Source organism: Oceaniferula marina (assembly GCF_013391475.1).
Taxonomy (GTDB): Bacteria; Verrucomicrobiota; Verrucomicrobiia; order Verrucomicrobiales; family Akkermansiaceae; genus Oceaniferula; species Oceaniferula marina.
Window position 1 is genome coordinate 429,784 of record NZ_JACBAZ010000004.1, and the last position, 11,869, is coordinate 441,652.

9 protein-coding genes and 1 tRNA gene are annotated in these 11,869 nt (G+C 53.0%); 6 read left to right on the forward strand and 4 right to left on the reverse strand.

Going from position 1 to position 11,869, the window contains the following annotated elements:
- Positions 1-4: 4 nt before the first annotated feature.
- Positions 5-376, forward strand: coding sequence for a DUF3127 domain-containing protein (locus tag HW115_RS12005; RefSeq protein WP_178933121.1), 372 nt, complete (start codon positions 5-7; stop codon positions 374-376).
- 147 nt (positions 377-523) lie between these two features.
- Here the strand turns inward: HW115_RS12005 and HW115_RS12010 are convergent, their stop codons facing one another.
- The 3 genes from HW115_RS12010 to HW115_RS12020 are packed head-to-tail and all read right to left on the reverse strand — an operon-like array spanning position 524 to position 5,070.
- Entirely contained in the window at positions 524-1,309 is a 786-nt protein-coding gene (locus tag HW115_RS12010) for an N-acetylmuramoyl-L-alanine amidase family protein (protein WP_178933122.1), read from the reverse strand.
- Positions 1,310-1,352: 43 nt separating this feature from the next.
- Positions 1,353-2,810: a glycoside hydrolase family 130 protein gene (locus tag HW115_RS12015; protein WP_178933123.1), complete on the reverse strand. Its 1,458-nt coding sequence runs from the start codon at positions 2,808-2,810 to the stop codon at positions 1,353-1,355.
- Positions 2,764-5,070: a glycosyltransferase family 4 protein gene (locus HW115_RS12020; RefSeq protein ID WP_178933124.1), complete on the reverse strand. Its 2,307-nt coding sequence runs from the start codon at positions 5,068-5,070 to the stop codon at positions 2,764-2,766. Before HW115_RS12020 ends, HW115_RS12015 begins: the two co-directional genes overlap by 47 nt.
- A 225-nt stretch (positions 5,071-5,295) precedes the next feature.
- Here HW115_RS12020 and HW115_RS12025 point away from each other — a divergent pair, with 225 nt between their 5' ends.
- The 4 genes from HW115_RS12025 (at position 5,296) to HW115_RS12040 (ending at position 8,836) form a co-directional block, all read left to right on the forward strand.
- Positions 5,296-5,982: a DUF4349 domain-containing protein gene (locus tag HW115_RS12025; RefSeq protein ID WP_178933125.1), complete on the forward strand. Its 687-nt coding sequence runs from the start codon at positions 5,296-5,298 to the stop codon at positions 5,980-5,982.
- Between the two features lie 105 nt (positions 5,983-6,087).
- A complete protein-coding gene (gene nadB, locus HW115_RS12030) occupies positions 6,088-7,701 on the forward strand; it encodes an L-aspartate oxidase (RefSeq protein ID WP_178933126.1) in 1,614 nt (537 codons plus the stop codon).
- Positions 7,702-7,749: 48 nt separating this feature from the next.
- Positions 7,750-8,610 (forward strand): hypothetical protein, encoded by an 861-nt coding sequence (locus HW115_RS12035; protein WP_227021459.1) that lies wholly within the window; start codon positions 7,750-7,752, stop codon positions 8,608-8,610.
- Between the two features lie 138 nt (positions 8,611-8,748).
- Positions 8,749-8,836, forward strand: a tRNA-Leu gene (locus tag HW115_RS12040).
- A 716-nt stretch (positions 8,837-9,552) separates the two neighbouring features.
- Here the strand turns inward: HW115_RS12040 and HW115_RS12045 are convergent.
- Positions 9,553-10,317: a PEP-CTERM sorting domain-containing protein gene (locus HW115_RS12045; RefSeq protein WP_178933127.1), complete on the reverse strand. Its 765-nt coding sequence runs from the start codon at positions 10,315-10,317 to the stop codon at positions 9,553-9,555.
- 202 nt (positions 10,318-10,519) lie between these two features.
- On the opposite strand from HW115_RS12045, the gene HW115_RS12050 reads away from it, so the two are divergent.
- Positions 10,520-11,689 carry a hypothetical protein gene (locus tag HW115_RS12050; RefSeq protein WP_178933128.1) on the forward strand — a complete coding sequence of 390 codons (1,170 nt, stop codon included), beginning with the start codon at positions 10,520-10,522 and terminating at the stop codon, positions 11,687-11,689.
- Positions 11,690-11,869: the final 180 nt, after the last annotated feature.

Below are 11,869 nucleotides of genomic sequence, written 5' to 3' on the forward strand. Positions count from 1 at the left end.
TAACATGTACGAAGCTACAGGAAAACTCAAAGTCATTTTCGACACCCAAACCTTCCCAAGCGGATTCACCAAACGTGAATTTGTCGTCACCATCGGTGACCAAAACTACCCGCAGGATGTCAAATTCGAACTCATTAAAGACAAGTGCTCATGGTTGGATAATTTTCAACAAGACCAGGAAGTCACCATCAGCTTCGATATCCGGGGCAACGAATACAAAGGCAAGTACTACGTCAACCTCAACTGCTGGAAAATCGTCGGGGCCAATGCAGGAGGCGGCACCCAAGCCCCCCCCCAACAAACACCGGCAGGCAATGTGGCCAGCTCGGGGGAACCCTCGGCAGACGACCTACGGAGCGACGACATTCCGTTCTAACCAAACACAGTTCTAGACCTTCAATTATCTCAAACCTCGCGTATTCAACTACGCGAGGTTTTTTTGTTATACCAATGAGGCATTTGGCGGAGTGGTATGAGCATTCATCATCAAAGCCTCGCGAAACAAACCCGATCCACAAAAAGATCAAGACCCCGGAGGATCCGAAGCTTTGGATAGCGGCTTATAAATAGGGCGCGGTAAACGTCCCGTCCCAGTATCGCCGTGAGCACGCTGCTCGGAGATGGCCTTCGCAAGGGCTGAGGCAAGACGATCCCTGTATCCCGCACTCCGGCACAAGCGGGCCTCACTCGCATGGGTCAAATACCCAAGCTCGACAAGAACCGATGGAATCCGGGTATTGCGGGTAAGCCGCAATCGACGCCTAACCAAACCCCGGCTTCGATATTCCGAAGGGCTGACTTTGGCCAACTCGCGCTGAATACGCCACGCAAGACTATAACTATCCACCCGCCAATAATACGTTTCCGGTCCACGTGTGCTTCGTGACCTCGATGAGTTGTAGTGCAAACTGACCAAGATTGCCGAATCATAGCGATTCGCTTTAGCTACCCGGTCATCCAAATCCACAAATTGATCCGAGCTGCGTATCATCACCACCTTGAACTTGCCCGCCAGCTTCCGTTTGAGTCTCTTGGCCGTATCCAGAGCCAAATCCTTCTCCACCGCCCCATGCCCACGAGCCCCCGAATCCTTGCCTCCATGTCCGGCATCAATGATCACGGTCCGAAACCCTTTCGGACCCGGACGGTGCCCCCAATAATCCCGCTTCAAACTTTGTTTGCCAGCAGATGGGGTGTCCCCACCTCCGGAGTGCGCACATGCCGCCAAAAAAATCGAGATACACACAAGCGATCCCGCAGCAAATCTCTTGCAGCGACAAACGCCCACCCGGTGAATCAATAATGGCATCCCGAACATTAGTCACAAGATTGCAGATTTGCACATAAAAAGATCATTCCGCCACCATGGCATCTAGCAACTCCCGTAAATCAACCGTGCAGACGGTCGTCAAGGTGTCACTTTTTGCGTATGGCAAAATCAAGCGGTCGCCATGAATCATCGCTCCGCAACTATACACGACATTGGGAACATAGCCCTCCCTTCCATCACCTTCAGGTTTGAGCAATGGCTCCTTCAAGGCACCGATCACTTTTGTCGGGTTGTTCAAATCAAGCAACAAGGCCCCCAGACAATACTGCCGCATCGGCCCAACCCCATGCGTAATGACAAGCCATCCTTCGGGCGTTTCCAAGGGGGATCCACAATTGCCAATTTTAATAAACTCCCAAGGATATACTGGCTCACGGATCAAAATCGGATCCGACCAGTAATGTAAATCATCGGCATACATTAAAAACAAATTTTCATCGTCCAAGCGCGACAACATCGCGTAACAATTGCAGATTTTACGAGGGAACAGTGCCATACCTTTGTTTTTCACCGCAGGCCCGTGAAGCACTCTGGCTCTGAAATAAAGAAAATCCTGGGTTTCCATCAACTGGGGCAAAATCATTCGCCCATTATACGCAGTATAAGTGCCAAAGTAGGTCACCGTTCCATCATCGTCGACAAAACGCACAAAGCGGGCGTCTTCGATACCATTGCTTTCATTCACCGAAACAGGAAAGACAATACGCTCGGAAATCGGAATCTCTTCGGAAAATTCAATATCATAGTTCGCCTCAGCCAACCAATGAATCCGGTTAATCACATGATCTTCATCGTCAGCAACATCTCCATGACAGGTTAGCGTCGACTTGATTGCCTCTCGAAGGTCATCGATGGTAATCAACGGGCCCAATTTATCCAATACCGGCTGCAAGCAGGATTCGTCCATCTTTAAGGCACGGAGCTTATGCATGAACATCGCCTTGCGAAACACTGGATTCGTCACACGTTCCGGAGTGGTCACAAACTCCGAGGCATCATCAAGTTTCACCTCGTAATCCGCACCTACCACTCCAGTCCTGAATGCGATCGAGGAAATATGTCCTTCCCCGGTCGCCCTTAAACTCATGATGAAGCGAACTTCTCCCGGGCTCAAGCCACTCTGATCAGGATGGGCTACAATCGAAGGATTGAAGAGCGCGGCAGCCTCTAACGAGTATTCATGTGAAAACAAAGCTCCGATGTAGAGCTTCCTATTCTCTGACAAGGATTCGGGATCTGGAATATGATCGACTATTTGCTCATAACGCTTGGCCCACACCTTTCGGATACCTTTGTGACGTGTTCCAAAATCCTCCCGGGTTCGGGCCAGATCGTCAGACACTTCTTGCTCGGACATCGCCAATGTCCGTTTGATAATATGTTCCCAGCGAGCGGGATCGGGGTTAAAGGGTCTCACGAGGACCCGGGTGTCATCAGGTAACAACTCGATGCCCGTCGGATGTATATGGGGGGGGTGCATGCCTATTTCCTTTCTGTCTTTGTTGCCGCGCCAGCATAAGCTCTACCAGAGCCAGATGGAACACGATCGTTGATTCAGCTCCTTGATTTGAATTGAGGCGGTCTGCTTGCAAGGCATCATGGCAGCCACCGGTCGTTTCATCGTAAAGTTTCAAACCGAGATCATTATGGCCGGTAAACCACGCCAGACAAAAATCAGCCTGGGCCTGCCAAAACGGATCCCCGGTTGCAGCTTCCGCCTGAAGGCAAGCCGACACCATCGCACTGGCCTCGAGCGGTTGTTGGTCGAACTGCGCTCTTTCCCCACCCTTTTGCCAGAATCCATAACAACCCACTGGAGAAAACCATCCACCTTCCGCCGTCTGAACCTCCACTAGCCAGCGCAAACTATCCAGACCCACTTGCAGACACCGCTCACTGCCCATCCGCTGCCCACTTTGAATCAAGGCCTGGGATAAACGAGCGTTGTCATATGCTACAACAGATTCAAACCAAGCCCAAGTATCCCCCGTATGGTGTTGATACAAATCCAGAAGGCGGTCCACCAGAAGCTGCCGCATCCGAAGAACTTCCCGGTCTCCGGGGCAGCTCTCCAAATACGCATTGATCGCCAACAAACCAAAAGCCCACGCCCGTGGTGATGTCACTTTAGCCAATTGGGCCAATCCCCTGTGAAAAAGCATCGCACACACTTCACGGTGTCCCAAATCACCGGTCCACGCCACCCCGACACCGACCGCCCACATCGCCCGGGCATGACTGTCATCTGACCCCTCCAACTCCATCCACTCCAAGCCACGACTCATAAAGTTGCGGAACTTTCTGGTCCGGGGTTCAAACGCGTCCCACAAAAAAGCAAGATAGGTTCCGGCCAAAGAACAAAACGCATCCTTTCCCTTACCGTCACATTCTAACTGACCAGCCAACACAGTCAAAATATACGCCCGTGCATTATCGTCCGAACAGCATCCTTCGGCATTGTTCGGCACATTGTGAACCGCATGCTGAAACATGCCCAAATGACTCGTCATCTCCACCATATGCTGAAAGTTCAATGGAGGAAGATCCCGCTGCACAGGCACCCGATTCACCACTCTGCCACTCCGCTGTGCCCGTGCCCGCTCAAAACTCGCCATGTAATTCCGGGCGGCGTGAGGCCAGGTCATCGTCCTCCCCATTTCATAGGCGCGCTTCCTTACTGCGGTCATCAAACATGGATCCCCAAGGTAACGGTTCACAGCTTCCGTGATCGCTTCATGATCAGAAAACGGAACCAAAATCCCCCGCTCATCACTGAGCAACTCCTGTGCATGCCAATAAGGAGTTGAAACCACCGCCTTCCCCGCACCAAACGCATAGGATAAAGCACCCGATGTAATCTGGGCCTCATTCAAGTAGGGCGTCACATAGATGTCTGCAGCTTCAATCATCGCGGTCAGTTCATCCAAATCCATAAACCGATTTTCAAACTTCACATGTTCGGCTACTCCAAGATCTTCTGCCAGCTTTTGTAACATCCCCCGGTAAGCCTCCCCCTCGTGCGCCCGCAAATGAGGGTGCGTCACGCCGGCAATCACATACACCACTTCCGGGTTCTCTCTTATAATTCCAGGCAATGCCCGAATCGCACACTCCAACCCTTTGTTAGGAGATAATAAACCAAAGGTTAACAATACGGTATTTCCTAACACACCAAACCGTTCCTTGTTATATTCCGGGTCAAGGAAAGGCACATCAATCACTCCATGATGAACCACATCCACTTTTTGTTCTGGCACTCCGTATACTTCAGCCAACATCTCCCGCCCATGGTCCGCCATCACCACAAACCGATCACACAAGCGATGAAGCCCCATCATCACTCGACGTTGTTGTTCATTAGGCTCCCGCAAAATCGTATGCAGGGTAGCGACAACCGGCATTGTCACCCGCTCCAATAGCTCCAATAAATACACCCCGCAATCACCACCAAAAATACCAAACTCGTGCTGCACCGACAGCACTTCAACCCCTCTCAAATTCAAAAAATCAGCGGCCTGTGCATAGGCCGCTTCATCCTCCTGATCGATCTCATACATCACACAATTCGGATACGCGTGTGACTGCCCGGGGTCCGTCATTGCCACAACCTGACACGCCGCCTCCGGGTACTCCGTCGCTAGCGCCCTGCGCAAATCCGTCGTAAATGTTGCAATCCCACACTGCCTGGGCACATGCCCTCCTATCCATGCTATGTTTCGAATTCGCGGCTCCTTAATCATCGTTCATCGATCCCGGATTCATCAGGATACGACACGGACTCAGAACCCAGAACAAGCCACACGCCGGAAACAAATAACGCATTATTCCATTAACATCCTGCCCAAACCAACACCACCGTCAAGAGCTTTCTCATTCCCTAACTTAAGCTAACTATTTACTCGAGTGCTAAAATTACAGCATTTAAACTTGACCACCCACGCTTTAAATGCTGTTTTTCCAGCACCATGAATTCATCTTTCCTTTTGTATCTGATTCCTTTAACCCTCGGTCTCTGCTCCTGCAGCAGCCACTTGTTACCCTCTGACCTTGCATACGCCTCCGCTCGTGAAGCTGGCTCCAGCCCATCCAGCAAATCGAATCCATCCAGTCGTCGGGTGCTACTAAAATCAGGAAGCATGAGTTTGGAGGTCGAGGATGTAGCCGCAGGCACCCGGCAAGTCACCAACCTGGTGAAGCAAGGTCGCGGGCAAGTACTCACGATGGACAGCGACAAAAACGACCGTGGAGCCACCCATCTTGAACTGACGATCCCCAGCGACCAACTAGAAAAAACCATGGATCAGATTGGTAAACTCGGAAAAATCACCTCCCGGCGTGTCCACACGAGAGATGTCACAGATCAGTGGATCGACCTTCAGGCAAAGATCAACAACACCCGGGCATTGCGCAACCGGCTGAGGGAACTGCTTCAAGCTTCGACCTCGGTTGAGGACACCTTGAAGGTGGAACGTGAGCTTGCACGTGTGCAAGCCGAACTCGACACCCTCGAAGGCACAATAAAGGCCATAACCAATCACAAGGCCTACAGCAAGCTGAGTGTGAGCATCACAAAAAAATCGATCCCCGGCCCGGTCGGCTTCGCCGTTAAAGGCACTTGGTGGGGGGTGAAAAAACTCTTTGTCATCCAGTAAGGACAAGCTCAACGGCCCAAACCTCGATTTTCAACATTCACACACACTTTCCACTGCCTAAACCCAAGCTGGACATGGTGCCGCAAGCCACTAGGATGTCCGCCCATGAATTGCGACTTTCTTGTCATCGGCAGCGGGATTGCCGGACTTTCTTTTGCCATTCGGGCAGCAGAGCACGGTCAGGTCATCCTCATTTCGAAAGGCCAGGCAACCGAAACCAACACCTGGCGGGCCCAGGGTGGTATTGCCAGCGTACTCCCTGAAGGGTTTCGCGAGCAAGGGGATCAGGTGGAAAGCCACGTCGAGGACACGCTCGATGCCGGAGCCGGACTCTGCGATGAGCAAGCGGTCCGAACCATCCTCACCGAAGGGGCCGAAACCATCGACGAGCTGATTACCTGTGGAGTCGATTTTGATCGTGACGGAGATCATTACTCACTGGGAAAGGAAGGAGGACACAGTCACCGACGTATCCTGCACGCCAAGGATACCACGGGTAAGGAGATCATGCAGTCGCTGCTGGCAACCGCCAGCGTCCACCCGAACATCACGATCCTGGAACACCACTTCGCCATCGATTTAATCACCAGTAGCAAACTCGGAGCCGCCTCAGAAGACCGAGTGCTCGGTGCCTATGTTCTCGAAAAACAGAGCGGTGACGTACATATCTTCCGCTCGGACCGCGTAGTGCTCGCCACCGGAGGATGCGGTAAAGTCTACCTTTACACGACCAACCCGGACAGCTCAACCGGAGATGGGCTGGCCATGGCATGGCGAGCTGGAGCCACGGTCGCGAATATGGAATTTGTCCAGTTCCATCCGACCTGTTTCTTCAACCCTGCCGCCACGGGGGCAGCGGCTCGATCATTCCTTGTCTCCGAGGCCGTTCGGGGCGAAGGCGGAATCCTGCGAGGTGAAGATGGCAAAGAATTCATGCACCGGTATGACCGCCGCAAATCACTCGCCCCGCGCGACATCGTCGCCCGAGCCATCGACCACGAAATCAAACGCACCGGTGCCCAATGCGTCTATCTCGACGTCACCCACAAACCCACCGGCTTCATGCGGGAGCGCTTCCCCCATATTCATCAAACGTTACTCGACTTCGGTCTGGATTGTGAAAAAGAACCGATTCCGGTCGTTCCCGCAGCCCACTACCAATGTGGCGGCGTGCTGACCGACGTCGACGGCAGAACCGACATCCGAGGCCTGTTTGCCATTGGAGAAGTCGCTTGCACCGGACTGCACGGAGCCAACCGCCTCGCTTCGAACTCCCTGCTCGAGGCCCACGTTATGGCCCGTCGGGCGCTCAACAAAGTCATCAGGGTTCACCCTTTAAACAAACAGGCCAGCCAAGTCCCTGACATCCCAGCCTGGGAGCACGGCGATACCGCCCCACACGATGAACAAGTGATCATTTACCACAACTGGGATGAAATTCGCCGCCTGATGTGGGACTACGTTTCCATCGTCCGCACCAGCAACCGACTCGAACGCGCCGCCAACAGACTAAGCAACTTACGCCGGGAAGTGCGAAGTTTTTACTGGGGACATCGGGTCACTTCTGATATCCTCGAACTCCGCAACTTGGTAGCCTCCGCTTCCATGGTTGTGGATTGCGCCCTGCGCCGGAAGGAGTCCCGCGGAATCCACTACACCCTCGACTTCCCCGATAAAGACCCTCGGCAGTGCCAGCCCACCACCCTGCGTCGATTCTAAACCTCCCCCCGAACACCCACATTTACCCAAGCATCCAAGCAACGCGTTATGTCAGTGATACGGACCATCTACACCCTCAGCCTGATCCTTTGTTGCCTCTCTGCCGAGGCCCAGGTGAGCTCGGCCAAGCCTCAGAGCCAGACCAGCCATCGCACCACCACCAGTACGGGGCCGCGAATCCACACCCCGAGAGCCCCCAAAAATCCTTTTCAAGCCATTCAATACCCTTGGCGAAAGAACATCACTGCCACGGTGTTCTGGATCGGGGAAAAACCCACCGCTCGAAACCCAACCCCCAATCATGCCAGCTCATGGGACACCAAGTGGCAACAAAACTACGGTGGCTATGACAACCCGGACAAGGCCGCCCGTATCGGCTACCGGCCCAAAGCCTTCACTCCCCGCCTCAACCCCTTCTACATCGCCCTGCCATTCAACGATTGCCTCAACCACCGGACCCACCACCCGGTCGCCCACCGGGTCATTCCCTGGTGGCACAAACGGGCTGATAAACGTCCGGGAAAAACCGCCTGCAAGGGGCGCTGGGTCCAGATTGTTCATGGTCGGCGGGTATGCTACGCACAATGGGAAGATTGCGGTCCCTTCACCACCAACGACTGGCAATACGTTTTCGGTGGCAAACGACCAAAAAACGAGCACAACAATGGAGCCGGCATCGACGTCTCCCCAGCGGTCCGCGACTTTCTCGGCATGGGGTGGTCGGCCAAAGTGCACTGGCGTTTTATCGACTTCTCACAGGTTCCACGCGGTGCCTGGTCCCAATACGGCAGCAACAACCCGTTTATCCATGCCCACCTTGACCCGGACCGGCAGGCGAAAAAAGAATACATGGAGTATCTTAAACGCCTCCGCGACGAGTCATACAGGAAGAAAAATAGCCGGAGATAAGTGCCAAGCGGATATGATCTGGCAATACCCGAAGTCGACCAGGTAAAAAAAATGTCGTTTTTTGTAAAACTTGTCTTGCCTTTTTCGCTCGCTCACCCTAATTCGTCCCCGCACACGTTCTACGACGTTGTCACCTGTGCGCGGGTGGCGGAATTGGTAGACGCGCTAGACTAAGGATCTAGTCCGAGTTAATCGGGTGCGGGTTCGATTCCCGCCTCGCGCACCACTTATAAAAAGCTCTCCTTCCATCACGGATCGAGGGCTTTTTTGTGCCTCCATCTCATTCACCCAAGCGAGGTGGGATGAGAACCTTCCGAAAGTGAGCGCAGCGAACGAAGGACTGAAGTTCGAGCGCACAAAGCCCGTGCATCACGGGCCCTCCCTCCCGCAGGAAATCCGGAGGAGGATTTCCTCACATCAGCACAGCCAGAGCGGAGCGATGGCATTCCCGCCTCGCGCACCACTTATAAAAAGCTCTCCTTCCATCACGGATCGAGGGCTTTTTTGTGCCTCCATCTCATTCACCCAAGCGAGGTGGGATGATACCACTCCGCAAAACAGACGAGACGATTGATCGTTGTTGAGGTATGTGGAAAAGCACTGCGTGATCCATGAGAGTTCCGGATGAATGACCCCTTTGGCTTTGTTTCTCCTTAGTCATGGTGCCCGCACCATTCCTTCGTCGCGCCTTACCAAAGAACTCATTCATCTCGGCTATCGCCCCGTCTGTTTTACTACTTGGTATGAGAACCCTCCGAAAGTGAGCGCAGCGAACGAAGGACTGAAGTTCGAGCGCACAAAGCCCGTGCATCACGGGCCCTCCCTCCCGCAGGAAATCCGGAGGAGGATTTCCTCACATCAGTACAGCCAGAGCGGAGCGATGGCATTCCCGCTGATCTTTTCACCTCCTGAAAGGTGAGTCGAACCATTGATCAAAATGCTCTAAGATCTTCTTCTGCGAAAGATCCAACCTGTAGCCCCCAGACCAAGCAACAATGCAGAGGATGGCTCGGGAATCTGAGTGAGACGCACTGCATTCAAACGCGTGCGGTTATTTGCATTATTTTCTCTGAGGAAGATATCATAGGAAGACGCGCCGTCAGATAAAAAGGTAAAGCTTGCCGCTGGACCTGATGACGAACTTGCCATGTTATTGGTCACAATACCGTTTCCCTGCAACATACCGTCAATCGTGGCATCCGCATTTTCGCTCCCATTGGTCCGCAGACCCAGGATCTGATCACCTAAGGTAATGAATGAGCTATCATATGACCAAACCTCGACCTGCCATGTACCTGCGGCAAGATCACCCGCAGCGCCAAAAAGCAGAATAATGGCCTCATTACCACCATCATCAAAAGCAAAATCACCTACCAATGCATCAGGATTGGGGGATGCCGTACTGCCCCGCAACCTGGCACCATCAGAACTGGCAATTCCAAATACCACCCCTCCCACATCAACAGAGCCACCATTTCCACTATGCACCGCATTCAAACCTGTCCATCCTGGAGCCGTAAGCACATTATCCGCATCATTAATATCGATGGAATAGGTCGTGGCCGCCCTAACAATCGCAACAGAAGTAAATAGAAAAACCAGAACTTTCATACTTACTTTGTATTCAATCATGCCATGAGATGTCAAATGAATTAGCCACGATCGACTCACCTGCTGGCCAAAAGGTTTCACTGTCTTCTCCATCATCAATGAATCGCCCCCCGCTATGACCACACCACAACTGGCACCAAGCTAAGAGTTGCCCCCTCCTTGGCTCGTGCTCTCGCTGGAATAAAGGTTCCCTTTCCGGCTCTCACAACCGGGCCTAAGAAACAACCCTGCCAAGGCGTTGTAGACAGTGAAACCCGCTCACCTTCTTGCTTACTCACCCTTAACCGATCAACACACGATGAGCCTACATGCCCGATTATCACCAGAAGTCCTTCGCCGCCTGGAAAGCCAGCAGCGAAACTCAACCATTGCCAGTATCCTGATATCAATACTCAGCTTACTCCTCGTCGGCATCATCCTGCTTTGGGTTCTGCTGCCACCGATTGAAAATTTCACTCCGGAAATTGTTTCCTATCATGCAAACAGCGAAGAACCTGACCCCGTCCAGAAACGGGAAATGACGCGTAATGTGGAGCGAAAACCCTCAAGCCCATCCTCATCCATAGCTAAAGTCATCGCCGCTAAGGTGGAGGCTGTCACAGCCATCCCCATCCCGGACAACGTCAATTTCATTCCATCTCTGGATTTCGGAGATGGTGACGACTTTGGCGAAGGCTGGGGTGACGGCTTCGGCTCTGGCAGTGGTGGTGGTTTCGGATCCGCCAGTAAAATTGACGGCAGCATTTCCGGCTACCTGTATGACTTCAAACAGGACCGCCATGGCAAAGCTGTCAGTGGTTACAATATTCAAACCCGCTCGCATTTTACCGATCCAATCAACCGCCTGCACCGGTCAAGGTTCAGCCAACCATCCTTGGCTAAGTTCTACAAAGCCGATCAAAACCTGTATCTACGCTACGTCGCCATTCCTTTCTCCAATGCCAGTGACGGACCTCGGTTTTTCCAGGCTGAAGAGGAAGTCAAACCCAGCGGATGGATTGCCCACTACAACGGCCGGGTCACCGCCCCCAAAAGCGGAACCTTCCGCTTTGTCGGAGCCGGAGACGACTATCTCTCGGTGCATGTCGACCGGAAATTTCGACTGGTGGCCGCTTGGTCGGATATTCAGGGATCCGTGACTGTCCGAGGAGCCAACGCTTCGGACGCCCCTGTCCACCGCAGTGCCATCGGGGCCGCTCCCCTTACCTACGGCTCATGGTTCACCGTTCGCAAGGGACAGGAGCTGGATATCGGCATCACTCTGGGAGAACGTCCTGGAGGCAAGGTCGGGTTTATGCTCATGCTTGAAGAAAAGGGAGCCCATTACCGGGAAACTGCCGAGGGCAGAAAAATCCTCCCCCCCTTCACCATGGGGCCTCTTTCACCGGAGGATCTGGACAATTTGGAGAAATTTCCAGGCTGGGAGTGGGAATTTGTCGATGTCCCGGTCTTTAAAGCCAGGGATTAGGCACACGAATAATACCAAGTAGTAAAACATCCGGAACTCTCATGGATCACGCTGTGCTTTTCCACATACCTTAACAACGATCAATCGTCTCGTCTGTTTTGCGGAGTGGTATTAGCACCATAAAAAAGCGGAAGGAGTTCACCCTTCCGCTTTTTGATTGCTTTGAAATATACTATCCGT

Excerpts from the sequence above, each read along its gene's own strand:
- HW115_RS12045 (WP_178933127.1), bottom strand. The coding sequence starts at position 10,317 with ATGATGGAGAAGACAGTGAAACCTTTTGGCCAGCAGGTGAGTCGATCG.
- HW115_RS12020 (WP_178933124.1), bottom strand. The coding sequence starts at position 5,070 with ATGATTAAGGAGCCGCGAATTCGAAACATAGCATGGATAGGAGGGCAT.
- HW115_RS12035 (WP_227021459.1), top strand. The coding sequence starts at position 7,750 with ATGTCAGTGATACGGACCATCTACACCCTCAGCCTGATCCTTTGTTGC.
- HW115_RS12025 (WP_178933125.1), top strand. The coding sequence starts at position 5,296 with ATGAATTCATCTTTCCTTTTGTATCTGATTCCTTTAACCCTCGGTCTC.
- HW115_RS12005 (WP_178933121.1), top strand. The coding sequence starts at position 5 with ATGTACGAAGCTACAGGAAAACTCAAAGTCATTTTCGACACCCAAACC.
- HW115_RS12050 (WP_178933128.1), top strand. The coding sequence starts at position 10,520 with ATGAGCCTACATGCCCGATTATCACCAGAAGTCCTTCGCCGCCTGGAA.
- HW115_RS12010 (WP_178933122.1), bottom strand. The coding sequence starts at position 1,309 with ATGCCATTATTGATTCACCGGGTGGGCGTTTGTCGCTGCAAGAGATTT.
- nadB (WP_178933126.1), top strand. The coding sequence starts at position 6,088 with ATGAATTGCGACTTTCTTGTCATCGGCAGCGGGATTGCCGGACTTTCT.
- HW115_RS12015 (WP_178933123.1), bottom strand. The coding sequence starts at position 2,810 with ATGCACCCCCCCCATATACATCCGACGGGCATCGAGTTGTTACCTGAT.